Origin of the sequence: Azospirillum lipoferum (assembly GCF_024170005.1) — a bacterium.
Lineage (GTDB): Bacteria > Pseudomonadota > Alphaproteobacteria > Azospirillales > Azospirillaceae > Azospirillum > Azospirillum lipoferum.
The window spans coordinates 403,995-421,811 of the sequence record NZ_JALJXJ010000006.1 but is presented as its reverse complement, the minus strand read 5'-3'; the positions used below and the strand labels follow the sequence as shown (position 1 = coordinate 421,811).

The 17,817-nt window shown below is 68.7% G+C and carries 17 protein-coding genes; 10 read left to right on the top strand and 7 right to left on the bottom strand.

Going from position 1 to position 17,817, the window contains the following annotated elements; genetic code table 11:
- The first annotated feature begins 79 nt into the window (after positions 1-79).
- On the top strand, positions 80-775 hold the full coding sequence (locus tag J2848_RS16290) for a response regulator (RefSeq protein WP_149231736.1): 696 nt from the start codon (positions 80-82) through the stop codon (positions 773-775).
- An 8-nt stretch (positions 776-783) separates the two neighbouring features.
- Here J2848_RS16290 and J2848_RS16285 read toward each other — a convergent pair whose 3' ends face one another.
- The 3 genes from J2848_RS16285 to msrB form a co-directional block, all read right to left on the bottom strand.
- The gene (locus tag J2848_RS16285) at positions 784-1,413 is read right to left on the bottom strand and encodes a hypothetical protein (RefSeq protein WP_149231737.1); all 630 of its coding nucleotides are present in this window, start codon (positions 1,411-1,413) and stop codon (positions 784-786) included.
- 87 nt (positions 1,414-1,500) lie between these two features.
- On the bottom strand, positions 1,501-2,064 hold the full coding sequence (locus tag J2848_RS16280; protein WP_149231738.1) for a hypothetical protein: 564 nt from the start codon (positions 2,062-2,064) through the stop codon (positions 1,501-1,503).
- Positions 2,065-2,305: 241 nt separating this feature from the next.
- Positions 2,306-2,737, bottom strand: coding sequence for a peptide-methionine (R)-S-oxide reductase MsrB (msrB, locus tag J2848_RS16275; RefSeq protein WP_149231739.1), 432 nt, complete (start codon positions 2,735-2,737; stop codon positions 2,306-2,308).
- Between the two features lie 280 nt (positions 2,738-3,017).
- On the opposite strand from msrB, the gene J2848_RS16270 reads away from it, so the two are divergent.
- Positions 3,018-4,211, top strand: a complete 1,194-nt coding sequence (locus J2848_RS16270; RefSeq protein ID WP_149231740.1) for a pentapeptide repeat-containing protein — start codon at positions 3,018-3,020, stop codon at positions 4,209-4,211.
- A 7-nt stretch (positions 4,212-4,218) separates the two neighbouring features.
- On the opposite strand, the gene J2848_RS16265 is transcribed toward J2848_RS16270, so the two are convergent.
- Entirely contained in the window at positions 4,219-5,226 is a 1,008-nt protein-coding gene (locus tag J2848_RS16265; protein ID WP_149231741.1) for a BMP family lipoprotein, read from the bottom strand.
- Between the two features lie 259 nt (positions 5,227-5,485).
- On the opposite strand from J2848_RS16265, the gene J2848_RS16260 reads away from it, so the two are divergent.
- The 3 genes from J2848_RS16260 (at position 5,486) to J2848_RS16250 (ending at position 8,215) form a co-directional block, all read left to right on the top strand.
- The gene (locus tag J2848_RS16260; protein WP_149231742.1) at positions 5,486-6,718 is read left to right on the top strand and encodes a Bcr/CflA family multidrug efflux MFS transporter; all 1,233 of its coding nucleotides are present in this window, start codon (positions 5,486-5,488) and stop codon (positions 6,716-6,718) included.
- A 103-nt stretch (positions 6,719-6,821) separates the two neighbouring features.
- Positions 6,822-7,907, top strand: a complete 1,086-nt coding sequence (locus J2848_RS16255) for an ABC transporter substrate-binding protein (RefSeq protein ID WP_149231743.1) — start codon at positions 6,822-6,824, stop codon at positions 7,905-7,907.
- Positions 7,908-7,912: 5 nt separating this feature from the next.
- Positions 7,913-8,215, top strand: coding sequence for a DsrE family protein (locus tag J2848_RS16250; RefSeq protein ID WP_149231744.1), 303 nt, complete (start codon positions 7,913-7,915; stop codon positions 8,213-8,215).
- Between the two features lie 7 nt (positions 8,216-8,222).
- Here J2848_RS16250 and J2848_RS16245 read toward each other — a convergent pair whose 3' ends face one another.
- Both J2848_RS16245 and J2848_RS16240 read right to left on the bottom strand, forming a co-directional pair.
- Entirely contained in the window at positions 8,223-9,263 is a 1,041-nt protein-coding gene (locus J2848_RS16245; protein ID WP_149231745.1) for a 4-(cytidine 5'-diphospho)-2-C-methyl-D-erythritol kinase, read from the bottom strand.
- An 89-nt stretch (positions 9,264-9,352) separates the two neighbouring features.
- A complete protein-coding gene (locus J2848_RS16240) occupies positions 9,353-9,901 on the bottom strand; it encodes an RBBP9/YdeN family alpha/beta hydrolase (protein WP_149231746.1) in 549 nt (182 codons plus the stop codon).
- Positions 9,902-10,051: 150 nt separating this feature from the next.
- Between J2848_RS16240 and J2848_RS16235 the strand changes: the two genes are divergently transcribed.
- A complete protein-coding gene (locus J2848_RS16235; RefSeq protein ID WP_149231747.1) occupies positions 10,052-11,278 on the top strand; it encodes a methyl-accepting chemotaxis protein in 1,227 nt (408 codons plus the stop codon).
- Here J2848_RS16235 and J2848_RS16230 read toward each other — a convergent pair.
- The gene (locus tag J2848_RS16230) at positions 11,263-12,087 is read right to left on the bottom strand and encodes a methyltransferase domain-containing protein (protein WP_149231748.1); all 825 of its coding nucleotides are present in this window, start codon (positions 12,085-12,087) and stop codon (positions 11,263-11,265) included. The genes J2848_RS16235 and J2848_RS16230 overlap by 16 nt on opposite strands.
- Positions 12,088-12,141: 54 nt before the next feature.
- Here J2848_RS16230 and gloB point away from each other — a divergent pair, with 54 nt between their 5' ends.
- From gloB to pstS, 4 genes are all read left to right on the top strand, one after another.
- A complete protein-coding gene (gene gloB, locus J2848_RS16225) occupies positions 12,142-12,909 on the top strand; it encodes a hydroxyacylglutathione hydrolase (protein ID WP_149231749.1) in 768 nt (255 codons plus the stop codon).
- A gap of 91 nt (positions 12,910-13,000) precedes the next feature.
- Positions 13,001-13,606: a glutathione S-transferase N-terminal domain-containing protein gene (locus J2848_RS16220; protein ID WP_211103149.1), complete on the top strand. Its 606-nt coding sequence runs from the start codon at positions 13,001-13,003 to the stop codon at positions 13,604-13,606.
- A gap of 285 nt (positions 13,607-13,891) precedes the next feature.
- On the top strand, positions 13,892-16,489 hold the full coding sequence (locus J2848_RS16215) for a methyl-accepting chemotaxis protein (protein ID WP_246193894.1): 2,598 nt from the start codon (positions 13,892-13,894) through the stop codon (positions 16,487-16,489).
- Between the two features lie 200 nt (positions 16,490-16,689).
- Positions 16,690-17,757: a phosphate ABC transporter substrate-binding protein PstS gene (gene pstS, locus J2848_RS16210; RefSeq protein WP_149232046.1), complete on the top strand. Its 1,068-nt coding sequence runs from the start codon at positions 16,690-16,692 to the stop codon at positions 17,755-17,757.
- Positions 17,758-17,817 lie beyond the last annotated feature (60 nt).

The following is a 17,817-nucleotide window of genomic DNA, read 5'->3' as shown; positions in this document are numbered from 1 at the left end:
TCCGGTTGCCGGAACCGATAGCTTCGGTGTGGGGTGTGGTAGACAATCCGCCACCCATCGCAGTCCGGTACGGGGGACAATGCACACCATCGCGGTGGTCGACGACGATCCCATCACCCGCGAGACCCTGAAGGCCTACCTGGAAGGGGAGGGTTATCGGGTGATGCTGGCGCGGGATGGCGATCAGCTGTCGGCGCTGCTGGCGCGCGGGCGGATCGACCTGCTGCTACTGGATATCCGGCTCCCCGGCAAGGACGGTCTGGCGGTGACGCGCGAACTGCGGGCGGCCTCCAACATCGGGATCATCCTGATCACCGGGCGGTCCGACCGGATGGACCGGCTGATCGGGCTGGAACTGGGCGCCGACGACTACATCACCAAGCCGTTCGAGCCGCGCGAGATCCTGGCCCGCACCCGCAGCCTGCTGCGCCGCATCGCCAAGCCGACCCGGCCCGCCGGCGGGCGGGTGAAGCGGTTCGACGGGTGGGAGCTGCATCTGGACAAGCGCCGGCTGCGCGGCCCCGACGGGGAGGATGCGCGGCTGACCTCCGCAGAGTTCGAGCTGCTTGCCGCCTTCGTCGAGAATCCGGGGCGGGTGCTGAGCCGCGACGACCTGCTCGACCTGACCTTGCGCGGCGATTCGGTGCCCTACGACCGCTCCATCGACCGGCTGGTGCGCCGCCTGCGCCGGGTGGTCGAGCCGGACCCGGCCGATCCCACCCGCATCGTCACCGTCCATGGCATGGGATACATGTTCCAGGCCGCAGTGGACTAGGCAGCACTTCAGGATTGCGCGGGCGAGGTCCGGCGCTGCGGGCGGCCGGCAGTTGCGCCGTCCTCCTCCGGCTTGCCGGGCTTGCGGAAGGTGCTGAGTTCGGAAATGCGGTTGACGGTCAGGCCGTTCAGGCGGCAGCCGGCGACCTCGACGATCTCGAAGCCGGCCTTGCGCGGATAGCGGGCGGCGACCCGTTCGCGGGCCTCGCGCTCGCCGTCGGCGATCAGCAGGAAGCGGCGGACCCCGGTCCAGCCGCGATATCCCCGCTGGTCGGACAGGCTCACGCCGATGGGGTGGCAGCGCACCGCGACCTCCCAGAAGCGGCCGGGGCGCGGCTCGTTGCGGTCGAAGACGAAGTAGCGCTGCATGGCCGCCGACTTCTTCTGGTCCAGTTCCAGAATGGCGGCCTGCATGTCGATCTCCGCCTTCTGGACCCGCTTTTCCATCTCCGCATGATGGTGCGCCAGCTGGGCGTAGTCGGAGGCGACGTCGGCGACCTCCTTGGTCACGTCTTCCACCTTGTCCTTCAGCTTGGACATGGCGATCCGCGTCACCACCAGCTGGCGGCGCCAGTAGCGGTTGGACAGGACGGTCAGCACCATCAGGCCCAGCGCGAAATACAGCATCATGCCGGTCATGGCGCCGTCCCCATCATACTGCTCCCCTGACGCGTTTCCCGATCATGCCGCCCTCAGTCATGCCGCCCCCAGTCATGCCGCCCCCAGTCATGCCGCTGTGGCCTCGACTTCCGGGTCGGGGGCGAGCGCCAGGGGAACCACGGGCGAGCAGATCAGCCCGTTGCGCTGGGAGAAGCTGGTCCGCACCGTGGCATGGGCCTGTTCGGCCGACGGAGCGGCGATATGGGCGACGTTGCGGTATTCCCAGATCTGGCGGGAGAAGACGATGTCCTTGCGGTCCAACTCGTTGAAATTGGGACCGGCCGCCAGCTGCGCCCAGTAGATGTCGCCGTCATTGTCCTGGTCGCCCAGTTCGTGGACCAGTTCGATCTTGGAGAATTCCAGCGCCCGCAGCTCGGTCAATGCCTTCTGGCGCCGGCCGTTGAATTCGGTCATACGGGCTTGCAGCGTGGTCAGGTCGACACGCTTGCGCTCCGTCTTCTGGCGCCATTCGGCGAGTGCTGCACGTTTCTTGTCGTACTGGCGCTGGTTCATCGCCTCGCGCGTCTTTTCCGCGCTGACGCGGCCGACATCGACGACGATGGACAGTCCAAGCGCGGCGGCGCTGGCGATCAGAAGCAGCATCCCCAGGAATTCGGCCGAAATGACCATTCGCCCTCCGCCAGCCGCACCGAATGCCTGCGCCGATGTGTCGACGCATGGTGCCACGGCAGGCGAAGGACAGCGATGCCCCCGCGACGACCCGTCGCACGGAGCGGATCATACCATCGCGCTCCGTGTCAGGGTTGTCATTTTTAGCCGAAATAAGGGCAAACCCGCCTTTTTTGGGAGGGTTTATGACTGGACGCCGAACAGGCCAAGGAAAGCCGGCGGCCGGTCATAGTTCTGCTGGTCAGTCGGACTTTCCTTCGGGCTCGAAGCTCATGGCGATGCCGTTCATGCAATAGCGCTTGCCTGTCGGCTGCGGCCCGTCGTCGAAGACATGGCCGAGATGTCCTTTGCAGGAGGCGCAATGGACCTCGGTGCGCGGATAGGCCAGCTTATAGTCGGTGGAGGTCTCCACGGCGTCCGGCAGCGGCTCCCAGAAGCTGGGCCAGCCCGACCCGCTCTCATATTTGGTGGCGCTGGCATAGAGCGGCTGGCCACAGCCGGCGCAGCGATAGACGCCGCGGCGCTTCTCGTCGTTCAGCGGGCTGGTTCCCGGATATTCGGTGGCGTGCTCGCGCAGCACCTTGAACTGGTTGGGCGACAGATCCCGTTTCCAGTCCTGTTCACTCTTGGCCTGCTCGCCTTTGGCCGATAGCGTCTTGTCCGATTCGGGCATGCCGCCGGTCTCCCATGCAGAAGGTTGGTATTCCGAGCCCACCATATTGGGTCGCCATTCCCCCTACCCAAGCCGGGGGAGGCTGAGATCACGCGGTCGTGACCGGCGGTCCGGTCTATGTCCGACAGGAAATGCTCCTGCGACAAAAGAATCTTGCCGATTCGGCGAAGGTCCGAAGGTTGCCACCTTCCGGAATTGAACCGGATTCGGTAATATCCCGGACGCCGACAGTCCGGGACAGCGTGTCCGGGGCGGAAATGCCGGGGCAACGACGCGCCGCATGATGGATGAACGCTACCTTCGGGCGGTTCGCGATGCGCTGGTGCGGCACCAGCAATGGCTTTTGCGCGACGCCGCCGGGCAGGGGCGGCGCGCCAATCTCAGCTTCTACGATCTGACCGGGCTCGGCCTCAACCGTGTCAACCTGTCGGGCGCCAAGCTGACCGGGGCCAGTCTTACGCGGGCGCGGATGGTCGGGACGCTGCTGTCCAAGGCCGATCTCTATGGCGCCGACCTGTCGAAGGCCGATCTGTCCGGGGCGCAGTTGCAGGGGGCCGACCTGCGCGGGGCCAGGGTCGATGGCGCCAAGCTGTTGAACGCCAACCTCCAGGGCGCCGATTTGCGCCGCGGCATGGTGCTGGACAGCGGCGAATTCCGGGCCGCCGGCAACACCGACGGCACCACCACCTTCGTCGGCTGCAGCCTGTCCCAGGCGGTGCTGACCGATTGCCGGATGGCGCAGTGCGACTTCAGCGGCAGCGACCTGTCCGGCGCCGATCTCACCGGCAGCGACCTCAGCGGCGCCATCCTGATCGGCGCCGACCTGACCGGGGCGACCATGCGCAAGACGACGCTGGACGGCGTGCTGATGTGTGGCGCCCGGCTGAACGACGAGCTGCGCGTGGCGCTGGAGCGGCATGGGGTGGATGTCGACGGCACCGGCCTGACCACCACCGCCGCGCGGATGAGCGAACTGATCGCCGAGCACCAGATCTGGGTCGACAAGCTGGGCAAGGGGGGCGATCGCATCCAGCTGCAACGGGTCGACCTGCGCGGCTACAATTTCGCCAACCAGCTGCTGTGCGGGGCGGTGATGCGCTTCTGCGGGCTGCGCGGGGCCGATTTCTCCGGCGCCAAGCTGATGATGGCCGATCTGTCCTACAGCGACCTGCGCGATGCCGACTTCACCAGCGCCGACCTGTCCGGCTGCAATCTGGAGGGCGCCAATCTGGCCGGCGCCAAGCTGTGGCGGGCCAAGTTCCGCAAGGTGGACCTCAGCGGCGACGGCAGCCGGCTGTGGCCGACCAGCTTCGCCAAGGCGCGCTTGAACGGTGCCGACCTGCGCGACGCCAGCCTTGCCGGCGTGGTGCTGCGCGGCACCGACCTGACGGCGATCAAGACCAGCTTCGCCACCCTGAAGGGCGCCGACCTGTCCGCCGCCCGCGGCTGGCAGCCGTTCGAGGCGCCGGCGTAAGGGCGGCTCAGCTTCCGTCGGCGACCGGAATGCGGCCGGCAACGATGCCGCGGCGGGCTGCCTCCACCGCCTCGATCATCCCGGTCGTCACCAGATCGCGGTTGTTTTCGTCGAGCGCGTAATCGACCGCCGAGTCGGCAAGGCCCAGCGCCACCGTGCCGGCCGTCCATTTGCCCTGGCGGGCGGCCTCGAAACTCGATTCCACGGCCAGGTCGACCCGCTTCAGCATCGAGGTCAGGATGGTGCCGGGATAGAGATAGTTCTGGTTGCTGTCGACGCCGATGGCCAGCCGCCGCCCCTCGTTCGCCGCGGCGAAGATGCCGAAATTCGACACGCCGGCCCCGGCGAACACCACGTCGGCGCCACGCTGGAACTGGCTGCGCGCCACCTCCGCCCCGGTGGCGGGATCGTTGAAGGCGGCCGGCGTGGTGCCGACGAAATTCACCAGAACCTTGATGTCGCCGCGGGCATGGCGGGCACCCTGTTCGAAGCCGGCGATGAACTTCCGGATCAGCGGAATGTCGAGCGCGCCGATGAAGCCGACGGTCCCGCTTTTCGACGCCAGTGCCGCCAGCACGCCGACCAGGAAGGATCCCTCCTGCTCCTTGAAGGTGACGCAACGGATGTTCGGCCCCTCCGCCACCGCATCGATCAGGGTGAAGCGCACCGCCGGGTGGGCCGGGGCCAGCCGGGCCAGCGGTGTCGCATAGTAGAAGCCGATGGCGACCAGATCGGTCACCCCGCGGCGCAGCAGCGCAGCCGCCGCCTGATCGAACTGCACCGGTGTGGAGGGCAGATATTCGGCGACGGCGATGCCCGTGGCCGTCCGGAACCGCTCCGCCCCGGCGAAGGCGCCCTCGTTGAAGCTCTTGTCGAATTTCTGCCCGGCTGCATAGATGAGCCCGGGGGACAGGCCGGGCTGGATGGCCGCCGCGTGCGAATGGTGCGGCAGCAGCGCCAGCGCGGTGCCGGCGGCACCGAAGGACAGGACCGACCGGCGGGTGGGGTGCGGCATGGCGCGGCCTCTGGCTGAGTGGAAGCCCGTGATCCGGTTTCAATTTTAGGCATGGATCACCGGGCCGAACCAGAATTTTGTTGCGCCGCCACTGCGACGAATCGGTCAAAACACAGATTGTCGCGGCGGCGTTACGTCGCGACTTACTCAAGGCTGCCATGCCGAGACAGGACTTTGCGTCTGCCGGTGAAGGGATCAGCTTAAAAGCTGCGGACTCCGTCCGGCCGAATTCCCCAGCCCTTCATATCCGGATCTTCCGATGCTCGCGCGCCTTGCCGCCGTCCGTTCCCTTTCGCCTGCCGAAAGCCCGTTCTTCATCGCGGCGCTGGGCGTGCTGATGTCGTTCGGCCCGATGGGCACCGACATGTATCTGCCCGGCATGCCGGCGATCGGCCGGGAGCTGCATGCGGCACAGGATCAGGTGCAGTGGACGCTGTCGGCCTTCTTCCTGGGCTTCGGCGTCGGGCAGCTGCTGTGGGGGGCGTTGAGCGACCGGTTCGGCCGGCGAATTCCGGTGGCGACCGGCATCCTGCTGTACGCCATCGGCTGCGTCGGCTGTTCGCTGACCGTCGATGTCGGGCATCTGGCGGCCTGGCGCTTCGTGCAGGCGGTGGGGGCCTGTGCCGGGCCGGTGCTGGTCCGCGCCATGATCCGCGACGTCTTCGAGCGCGACCGGGCGGCGAGCGTCCTGTCGATGATGATGCTGGTGATGGGGGCCGCCCCGATCATCGCACCGCTGATCGGCGGCCAGATCCTGGTGTGGGCGAACTGGCGCTGGATCTTCTGGGCCCAGGCGGCTTTCGGGGCGGTGGCGCTGCTGGCGCTCGCCAGCCTGCCGGAAACCCATCCGGAGACGCGGCGCACCAGCCTGCGCCCGATGGTCCTGGCGGAGTCCTACCGCAAGCTGCTGACCGACCGCCGCTATCTCGGCTATGCGGTGGGATCGTCCTTCATTTACGCGGGGATGTTCGCCTTCATCTCCGGATCCCCCTTCGTCTATATCGAGCTGTTCGGCGTGCGGCCGGAGAATTACGGCTTTCTGTTCGGACTGAACATCGTCGGCATGATCATCGTCAACACGTTGAACAGCCGTGCGGTGATGCGGTTCGGTTCCGACGTGATGCTGCGGATCGGCGTCTGGCTGTCGGCCGCCAGCGGTATCCTGCTGGTCGCCTGCGTGCTGGGCGGCTGGGGCGGGCTGTGGGGGCTGGTCGGCTGCCTGTTCCTGTTCATGTCGGTCACCGGCTTCTGTTTCGCCAATTCCATGGCCGGGGCATTGCAGTCCTTCCCGCAGATGGCAGGCACCGCGTCGGCGCTTGCCGGCATGTTGCAGTTCAGCAGCGGTGCCGTGTCCGGCTGGGCGGTCGGGCTGATGGCCGACGGCAGCGCGCTGCCGATGGCCGGGGTGATCGGTGGTGCGGCCCTGGTCAGTCTGGCGCTGAACCTGTGGCTGATCCGCCCGGTCCGCCGGCGGCTGCTGGCCCAAGGGTAAGACAAGTATTTCTAGTAAAATAAGGGTTCCTCCTGCAGGGGTCGGGCGTGAATTGAATTTCACCGCCCGGCGCACTAGGGTGGTGCGGCAACAGGAGACCGTCATGCCGCAGACCCCGCCGCCGAGTCAGCTTTTCGAGCCCGTCTGTCAGATTGGCTCCCAGATCAACCGGCGTGATCTTCTGATGGGCGCAGCGGCGCTCGGCTTTGCCGCTGCCACCACCTCCCTGTCGCTGCCCGCCTTTGCGGCGGCGGGTCTGCGCGTCGGCTACATCCCGATCATCCCGATGACGCAGCTCTATGTGCTGACGGGCGAGGGTTGGGCCGCGGAGGCCGGGCTTGCCTTGCAGACCACCAGCTTCCAGTCGGGGCCGGCGATGATCCAGGCGCTCGCGTCGGGAACGCTGGACGTCGCCTATGTCGGCATCGGCCCGGCGATGATCGCCCGGTCGAAGGGCGTCAAGCTGAAGGTCGTCGCCGCCAACGTCATCGATCAGGTGGCGCTGATCGGCCGTGGCCCGCTGGTGAAGGCGATGGCCGGCGTCTCCAGCCCGGCCGAGGGGATCAAGGCCTTCCGCGCCGCCAATGGCCGGCGGCCGAAGATCGGCTCGCTGCCGGCCGGGTCGGTGCCGGACACGGTGCTGCGCTATTGGATGGCGGAGATCGCCCGCATCGCCCCCGACGACATCGAGATCGTCGGCATGGGCGAACAGCCCCTGCAGCAGGCGCTGCTGAGCGGGGCGATCGACGGCGCCTCGATCCTGGAACCGATCCTGACGCTGGTGCAGTCGCGCCTCCAGGATGCCGCCATCATCGCCAAGGCCGGCAGCATGTTTCCCAAGCAGCCGGGCGCCGTGCTGGTGGTGACCGAGGAGGCCATCGCGAAGAACCGCGACGCGGTGGCCGAACTGGTGAGGCTGCACATCCGCGCCACCGCCTTCGCCAAGTCCAACCCGGACCGCACGGCCGAACTGGTGACCGACATCATCGGCAAGGGGCTGGTCGAGCGCGAGGTGATGCGGGCGGCGTTGACCTCCGACGCCACGACCTTCGTCGACGACCCGCGGGTGATCCTGGAGTCGACCAAGCGGATGCAGACCTTCCAGCAGTCGCTGGACCAGATCACCGAGCCGGTGGATGTCGACGCGCTGTTCGACTTCTCCTTCCACGACGCGGCGAAGGGGAAGTGACGGCGATGGCTTCCCACCTGCGTCTGGTCATCCATGCCCCCACCCCGGCCGCGCTGGAGCGGGCGCGGAACAACGCCCGCAACCTGCTGAAGGCCCGGCCGGATGCGGAGGTGCGCATCGTCGTCAATGCCGGCGCGGTCGCCGCGGCGCTCGACAGCCCGGACGCGGAGACCGACCGGCACCTGCGCGTCTGCGGCAACACGCTGGCGAAGACCGGCCGGACCGCCGACGGGCTGACGGTGGTCGCCGCCGGCGTCCTCGACATCGCCGAGGCGCAGGCCGATGGCTGGGGCTATATGCGGGCGTAAGCCTTCATCAGCCGACACCCCAGCCGCCGGTGTCCGGGAAGGGCACGGAGGGCGGCGGGACGGCCGCGGCGGGGTCGGCGACGATGCCGCGCGGCAGGGCGGGGGCGCCGGGCGGGGTGGGGCGCAGGCGGGTCGGCTTGACCCACCAGCCGGGTACCGCCGCCGCGATGGACCTGGCTGCGGACTCGGCCGCCGCCGCCGTGGGGTAGAGGCCGAAGCAGGTGGCGCCGCTGCCGGACAGGCGGGGCAGCAGACAGCCGGCGCTACGCTCCAGCGCCGCCAGAACGTCGGCGATCACCGGGGCGACCGTCAGCGCCGGGGCGGTCAGGTCGTTGGTCCTCTCCAGCAGCAGAGCGGCGAGATCGGCCGCGTCGGCCGGCTTGCGGGTGAAGCGGGCGGGAGTGGAGAAGCCGGCGCCGCTTTGGACCCGTGCCGCGGCCATCGCCTTGAATACTGCCGGTGTCGGCACCGGCACGTTCGGGTTGACCAGAACCACATGGGTCTCCGGCAGCTCCGGCGCCTCGTCCAGCACATCGCCGATGCCGCCGAAATAGCAGCTTCGTCCGGCGACGCAGACCGGCACGTCGGCGCCCAGCCCGGCGGCCACCGCGAACAGCGCCGGGTCGTCGGGCGGCAGTCCCCACAGCCGGGCGAGCGCCCGCAGGCAGGCGGCGGCATCGGCCGATCCGCCGCCGATTCCCGATGCGACCGGCAGTGTCTTGCTCAGCGCGATCATCCCGTCGGCCTCGCGGCCGAGGCGGGCGGACAGCGCGTGCGCGGCGCGTATCACCAGATTGTTGGCCGGGTTCTCGCCCATCAGGGCCGGACCGAAGGGGCCGGCGATGGCCAGACGCGGGCCGGCCGGCGGGAGGTCGGCGCCGCGCAGGGTCACCCGCGCGGCAGCCGGCGTCAGCGCGATGCTGTCGCCGAACTCTGTGAAGGCGACGAGGCTGTCCAGCTCGTGATAGCCGTCGGCGCGGCGGCCGGTGACATGCAGGTAGAGGTTCAGCTTGGCCGGGGCGGCCTCGACGATGGAAATGCCGGTCATAAGCTCCAATCCGCTGGCGGGCGCGCGACGACCCGTCCTGTGTCGCACCCTTTCGCCCGCAGCGGCAAGGGGATGACTCGGAACCGGTGTCAGATCTGGGCCAACAGGTCCTTCAGCAGGGTCTCGCCCATCGGCCAGGGACCATGGCCGCTGGCGCTGTTGATGTGGCCGGCCTCGCCCGCATCGATGAAGTCGGCCCCCCACAGCGCGGCGAAACCGCAGGCGCGGGCGGCGGTGCAGTAGGGGTCGCTGCGGCTGCCGACCACCACGGCCGGGAAGGGCAGGGGATCGGATGGGACCGGGGCGAAGCGGCGGGCCTCGGCCGGCACGGTCTGAGGCGATTCGACATCGGGCGGGGCGACCAGCAGGGCGGCGGCGACCTTCTCCGCCATGTCGCTGACCGCAGCCCAACGGGCGACGAGGATGCAGGCAAGACTGTGTGCCACCAGCACCACCGGACCGGGAGCGGCATGGATCGCGGAGTCGAGCCGCTCCACCCATCGATCCGGCTCCGGCGCGTCCCAATCGCCCAGATCGACGCGGGCCAGCGCCGGCAACCGGCCTTCCAGCCAGCTCTGCCAATGGTCGGGACCGGAGTTGCCAAGACCGGGAAGCACCAGAACGGTCAGCTGCGTCATTCTTTCAACTCTGTGTTTGTAGATGTTGCATGTACTGTCGGAAGATTGCTTGGGAAGGGCAGAATGCTCTCTGCAAGGTGGTTCCGCCTTGGGCGTCGTGCCACGAAGTCACGATTGAAAACCATAAACGGGAAGAAGGGGAGAAGCGTCTTGGACATCAGCACCAGCATCGCACAGGATCTCTGCGACTCCATCGGCCGGGAACTGGACTCCGTCGTCTCCATCGTGGGCAAGAGCGGTGCAGTCGTCGCCTCCACCGCACGGGAGCGGATCGGCACCAGCCATCCGGTCGGCGGCGACATCATGGCCCGCCAACTGGACGAGCGCGCCGTCAGCCGCGACGAGGCGGCCAAGTCCGGCGGCACCATGCGGGAAGGCTATGCCATCGCCATCGACCTGGATGGAGAGCGGGTTGGGGCACTCGCCATCGCGGCACCGGCCGATCAGGCGCGCCGTTTCGCCCGCCTGGCCCGCCATTGGGTGCTGGCGACCCTGCGGGCGGAAATGGCGGAAACCCGCCGGGTCGCCCTGATGCGCGACCTGTCCGAGCGGGTGGAGCGCGAGGTCGGCGGGTTCGCCGCCGAACTGGCCGATGCCGGCCGCAAGCTGGAGTCGGCGGTCGCCGCCGTCCGCTCCGCCGGGACAGAAGGGCTGCGGCAGGCGGCCGATGCCGCGGGCGCGGCACGCGCCGTGGACGGGTCGGTCAGCGCCATCGCCGGCATGCTCGACCGGCTGGCCTCGACCTCCGACCAGATTTCGGGCGATACCAGCAAGGCGCGGGAAATCAGCCTGGCCGCGGCGTCGGACAGCGACCGCGCCACCACGGTGATGAACTCCCTGCGTTCCGCCGCGGAGCAGATCGCCAGCGTGGTGAAGCTGATCAACGCCATCGCCAGCCAGACCAACCTGCTGGCGCTGAACGCCACCATCGAGGCGGCGCGGGCGGGGGAGGCCGGGCGCGGCTTCGCCGTCGTCGCCAACGAGGTGAAGGCTCTGTCGCGCCAGACCGCCGACGCCACCAAGCAGATCGCCGATCAGGTTGCCAATTTGCAGAAGGAAACCGCCGCGGTGGACGAGGCGCTGGGTCGCATCCATTCCACCATCGGCTCGATCCAGGCGATCAACGGCACCGTCGCCGCCGCGATCGACGAGCAGGCGACCCTGACTTCGGACGTCGCGCGTTCGCTCGACCGCTCGCGCCAGGATGCCATGGCGGCGGAGCAGCGGATCGGCGATGCCGAACAGACGCTGGGCGGCGTGACCCGCACGCTTGAGGAACTGACGACGCTGAGCCGGACCATCGCCGACCGGGCCGGCAGCCTGGGCAGCGGTCTCGCCGGCCGGGTCACCGACGTGCTGCGTCAGGTCCGCGGGTAAGGCTGCTGGCAGTCGACGGAGTCGCCGCCGGCAATGGTGGTGCGGGCGATCGTGGTGCGGGTGTTGCCGCTGCGCGCGGCGGGGGCCGCCCCGCCCGGCAGCGGCACGATCAGCCGCCGTTTCACCGGCTGCTGGGCCGCCCGGCGCGACACGCCGGCGAAGATCTGCTTCGACGCCTCGATCATCGTCACCCCGGCGAAGGCCTTGAACCAGCGCCCGCCGACCTCTTCCCAGGCCGGTGCGGTCTTTTGCAGGAAGTGCGAGCGCAAGGGCGGCATGAACAGGGCGTGGCGGGTGCGTTCCGGCACGAACATGGTGTCGCGCAGAACCTGCTTCAGCTGCGAGGCCGAATAGGGGAAGCCGTGGCCGAAGGGCGTCCAGTCGGCGCGCGCCCACAGGCCGCGGCGGTTCGGCACCACCGCCAGAACCCGGCCCCCGCCGGCCAGAACGCGCCAGATCTCGCGCATCATCGGCCGCAGCTGTTCGGTGCCCTCCAGCCCGTGGACCAGCAGGACGCGATCGATGGTGTTGTCGCCGAAGGGCAGGTCGGCCTCGTCGCCCAGCGCCACCATGCCCGGCCCTTCCGCCGGCCAGAAGCTGACCCCCTGGCTGGCCGGCATCACCGCCACCACCCGGTCGGCCTCTCCCATGAAGGGGCGCAGGTAGGGGGTGGTGTAGCCGACACCGAGAACGATCTGGTCGCGCACGTCCGGCCAGATGGTGCGGATGCGCCGGCGGATCATCCGCTGGGCGGTGCGTCCCAATCCGGACTCGTAGAACTCCCTCAGATCGACGATATCTGTGTACATGGTATCCCAACCGTAACACGGGTTTCGTATCGCAACAGCAGGGAGTCCGCTGCCGTGGAGGTCATTCTCGTTCCGGCTTTCGCCGACAACTATATCTATGTGCTGCGTGACGCGGCATCCGGCAAGGTCGGCGTGGTCGATCCCGGCGATGCCGCCCCGGTGCAGGCCGAATTGGAGCGGCGCGGCTGGACCCTGACCCATGTTTTCCTGACCCACCATCATGACGACCATATCGGCGGGGCGGCGGCGCTGAAGGAGCGCTATCGCGCCAGCGTGGTCGGTGCCCGTGCCGACGCCCACCGCATCCCCGGCCTGGATGTGATGCTCGGTGACGGCGACCGCACGGTGTTCGGCGAACAGACCGCCCGCGTCTTCGCGGTGCCCGGCCACACCAGCGGCCACATCGCCTTCTGGTTCGAGGCGGCGGAGACTCTGTTCAGCGGCGACACGCTGTTCTCGCTGGGCTGCGGCCGGCTGTTCGAAGGCACGCCGGCGCAGATGTGGGAGTCGCTGCAAAGCCTGCGGGCGCTGACCGACCAGACCCGCGTCTATTGCGGCCATGAGTACACCCAGTCGAACGGCCGCTTCGCCCTGACCGTCGATCCCGCCAACGCCGCCCTGCACCAGCGGATGGAGGAGGTCGCGGACCTGCGCGAGCGGAACCGGCCGACGATTCCCACCACCATCGGGATCGAGCGGCGCACCAACCCCTTCCTGCGCGCCGACGACCCCGGCGTCCAGGCCGCCATCGGCATGGCCGGCGCCCCGGCGGTGGAGGTGTTCGCCGAACTGCGCCGGCGCAAGGACCATTTCCGCGGGTGAGGGTTGCCGGCGGGGCGGCAGGTGAACGATGGACCATCGATCCGACCTGCCGCTAGCCTGTCGGAAACGATTGAAGCCGGAAGGAGCGTCCATGTTGAAGCTGCGCTGGAGCCCCACTTCGCCCTATGTGCGCAAGGTGATGATGGTCCTGATCGAACGCGGGCTGGAGAACCGGGTGGAGCGGGTAACGACCGACCCCTGGTCGGCCGACACCGATCTGCCGAAGGACAATCCGCTGGGCAAGGTGCCCGCCCTGACGCTGGAGGACGGCACCACCCTGTTCGACAGTCCGGTGATCGTCGAGTATCTCGATTCGCTGGGTGACCGGGCGCCGCTGTTCCCGCCGGCCGGCCCGGCGCGCTGGACGGCGCTGCGCCAGCAGGCCATCGCCGACGGCATCTGCGACGCCGCCATCCTGCGCCGGCTGGAATCCATGCGGCCGGACGGCGAGAAGTCTGCCAACTGGATGGAGCGCCAGCGCAAGGCGGTCGCCCGTTCGCTCGACCTGCTGGACGGGGAGGCCGCATCGCTGGAGGGTGAACCGACCATCGGCAGCCTCGCGGTGCTGGTGGCGCTCGGCTACCTCGATTTCCGCTTCGGGCACGAGGACTGGCGCCAGGGCCGGCCGGCGCTGACCGCTTGGTTCGCAAAGGCATCCGATCGCGACAGCCTGCGGCGGACGGCGCCGCCGGTGTAATACCGACGCTGAATTCGAGCTTTTTGCGCGGAATGCGTGCAGTAGAGCGGCGCCCGTCATGATCGGGCGCCGCTTTTCATTTCGCGCGCTGTTTACGTTCGATTCACCATGAACGGCTGCGCGACCGATGATTTCCCGCGCGCAGCAATCTTTCGATTGTGCGTCGCGAAAACTTCATCCAACCGTCACCGAATCATCCAACCAGAAGGGCTACCCATTGCGCCGGCCGGCTCGCGGAGAACCGCGGGCGCGGGACGGACAACCTCCAAGCCACGGGTGGCCCATATGGCAAAGCCTATCGACCAGCGCCGGCGGTCCGGCATCAAGTCGAAGATGCTGATCGCCTTCGGAACCGTGGCGGCACTTCCCTGCATCGCGGCGGTGGTCGGCTGGATGTCCTACGGCGCCGTCCGCGGCCATGTCGCCGACATCACCGGCACGCAGGTGCCGGTGCTCAGCGCTGCCCACGGCCTCGCCACCACCACGGCGCGGGTGCTGGCATTGGGGCCGCTGATCGACGCTGCGTCCTCCGACGAGGATCTGGGCCGGCTGCGCACCGCTGCGGCCGAGCAGCGCCGGGCGCTGGACGGTCAGCTCGCCCAGCTGGCCGGCGGGCATGGTGATGCGGCCCGCGTCGCCGAGCTGACCGGCACCGCGCGTACGCTGCTCGGCACCATCGATGCGCTGGGGACGGCGACCGGCCGGCGGCTGACCTTGCAGGAACAGCGCAGCGGCCGGCTGGCGGAGTTGAGCGATGCCCATGCCCGCCTGCTCGCCGCGCTGAAGCCGGACATGCAGGCCTCGCGCGAGCAGCTGGCCCAGGCGATCTCGGCGATGGTGGCGGCGACTTCCGAATCCTCCGCGGTGATCGGGGCCGAACTGGGGCAGACGGTGATCCCGCTGTTCCAGCTGCGTGGCGCCGAGGCCGCACTCGCCAAATCGCTGCTGATCGGCGCCTTCGAGACCGACCGGTCGAAGGTGATGTCGCTTTCCACCGACTTCGACTCCGCCCTGTCCGATTTGCAGGGCGCCCTGCGCCCGCTGGCGAAGAGCGAGGCGGCGGCACCGGTCGTGACGGCCATCAATGAGCTTGCCGCGTTCGGCGAGGACGACCGGAGCGTCTACACCCGCCGCGTGCGCCAGCTGACCCCCGGCATTGCGGAGGCGGAAGCGCAAAAGCTGACCGAGTCGCTGGCGGCCAGCGTCGACGACGTCATCCGCCTGGACCGCGACGCCAACGCCCGCATGCTGCCGCTGATGCTGAACTCGCGCGGCCGCATCGCCGAGGCCGGCAACGCCATTGCCGAGCGGATGCAGGATCTGTCCACCAACACCGTCCCGGCCGCCCAGCATCGCTACACCGTGCTGAGCGGCCTGATGGCCGACGCCAATCTGCTGGCCGGCAAGCTGGCCGAGGCCGGCAATGCCGAAACGCCGGCCCGGCTGGCCGCCGCCCGCCGCACGCTGGACCCGCTGGCGGCGACGATCCGCGGCACCCTGACCGATTCCGGGGACGATCTGGGGACGGAGGTCCGTCGCTTGGCGGAGCGGCTGCTGGATCTCGGCTTCGGAAATGAGGGCATCCTGGCGCTGCGTGCCGGCGAGTTGGCGGCCTATGCCGAGAATGCCGCGCTGATCGACAGCAACCGCAGCACCGGCGCCGCCCTGACCGCCATGGTCGACGGGCTGGTCCTGTCAGCGGAGAAGGCGACCGCCGCCGGAGCAGCCGCCGCCCACGAGGCGCTCGAGCGCACCAATCAGGTGCAGATCCTGCTGGCGACCGCCGGCGTGCTGCTGGCCGGGCTGATCGTCTCGCTCTATGTCGGGCGCCGCGTCGTCGGCCGGATGGAGGCGCTTGCCGACGCCATGCGCCGGGTCGCCGGCGGCGACCTGACGGTGGAGCAGAAGGCCGACGGCAACGACGAGATCACCGACATGGCCCGCGCCCTGTTCGTCTTCATCGCCAACGCCCGCGCCATGGAAGAGGCGCACGAGAAGGTGGAGATCGAACGTCGCAACGCCGCGTCGGCCCGCCGCACCAGCATGCTGGAGATCGCCGACCAGTTCGAACGCAACGTGCTGAGCAGCGTGGAAACCCTGGCGGAAGCCGCCCGCCAGATGGCCGCCCGCGCCCGCTCGCTGACCGACATCGCCGCCAACGCCAACGACCGGGCCGAGGCTGCGATGCTGCTGTCCGGCGAGATGGCGGCCGGCATCCAGCAGGTGGCGACCGCCGCCTCGGAGATCTCGCAATCCATCGCCGAGATCAGCAAGCGCACCGGCGAGTCGGCCCGCATCATCGGCGATACCGCCGCCGGGGCGGAGCAGGTGAAGGCCACCGTCGCCGACCTGTCGAGCACGGCGGGGGAAATCGGCACCGTCGTCGGGCTGATCGACGAGATCGCCGGCCAGACCAACCTGCTGGCGCTGAACGCCACCATCGAGGCGGCGAGGGCAGGGGAGATGGGCCGCGGTTTCGCCGTGGTCGCCGGAGAGGTGAAGGCGCTCGCCGGCCAGACCGCCCAGGCCACCGCCGAGATCGCCCGCCAGATCGCCGCCACCCAGGCGGCCAGCCGCCAGACGGCGGAGGTGGTGGCAAACATGACCGGCAGCGTCCAGCGCATCGAATCCAACGCCTCGGCCATCGCCGCGGCGGTGGAGGAACAGGCGGTGATCACGTCGAGCATCGTCGACAGCTCCCACCGCGTCGCGGTCGGCACCCAGGCGGCGTCGGACCATGTCGCCGGCCTGTCGGAGGCCGCGGCCAAGGTGCGGACCCAGGCCGGCGACGTGCTGCATGTGGCGGAAAGCCTGTCGCACGAGGCGACCAGCCTCGGCTCCGCCGTGCATCTGTTCCTCCAGGAAATCCGGGCCGCGCGATGAGTTCCGCGATGACTCCGCGGCTCCGGTCGCGAACGGGTCGGTTTCATAAAACTGACACGTAAACAAAACAAACCCGTCACCGGCGGCGGCTATGGTCACCGCGACGAAGAAGGCGGGTTACGACCTCCGGCCAAGGCCGGGCTTTTACCGAAAACCCAACGACACCGTCCAAACCTATCGGGAGTTTAGCCGTGAAAACCATGACCTCGGCGTTCGTTCGCTGCGCCGCCTTCGGTGCCCTGGCCGTTCTGTCCGTGTCGGTCGCCCCGCTGTCGGTCGCCTCGGCCGCCGACATCTCCGGCGCCGGCGCCACCTTCCCGTATCCGATCTATGCCAAGTGGGCCGACGCCTACAAGAAGGAGACGGGCACGGGCCTGAACTACCAGTCGATCGGTTCGGGCGGCGGCATCAAGCAGATCAAGGCCAAGACGGTCACCTTCGGCGCCTCGGACATGCCGCTGAAGCCGGAAGAGCTGGAGCAGGCCGGTCTGATCCAGTTCCCGATGATCATGGGCGGCGTGGTTCCGGTCGTGAACCTGAAGGGCATCAAGGCCGGTGAGGTCCAGCTGTCGGGCACCGTTCTCGCCAACATCTACATGGGCGAGATCACCAAGTGGAACGACCCGCAGATCAAGGCGCTGAACCCCAACGTCAACCTGCCGAACACCGCCATCGCTCCGGTCTACCGCTCTGACGGGTCGGGCACCAACTTCCTGTTCACCGACTACCTGTCGAAGACCAGCCCGAAGTTCAAGACCCAGATCGGCGCCAACACCTCCGTCCAGTGGCCGGCCGGCATCGGCGCCAAGGGCAACGAGGGCGTGGCCAACATGGTCAAGCAGACGGACGGCTCGATCGGCTACGTCGAATACGCCTACGCCAAGCAGAACAACATCACCCACCTCGACCTGCAGAACAAGGACGGCAAGACCGTCGCTCCGAAGATCGAGGCCTTCCAGGCTGCCGCCGCCAACGCCGACTGGGCCAACAGCAAGGGCTACTACGTCCTGCTGACCGACGAGCCGGGTGCGGAGAGCTGGCCGATCACCGGCGCCAGCTTCATCCTGATGTACAAGACCCCGCAGGACGCGGCTTCTTCGGCCGAAGCGCTGAAGTTCTTCGACTGGGCCTATAAGAACGGCGCCAAGATGGCGACCGAGCTGGACTATGTCCCGATGCCGGACGCCGTGGTGTCGCTGGTCCAGAAGACCTGGGCCCAGACCATCCAGGCCGACGGCAAGCCGGTCTGGACCGCGTCGGCCAAGTAACGACGGCCAACCGACCCCGGGCGGCCGCTGGTTGGCGCGCCCGGGGGCATGATCGCCGGT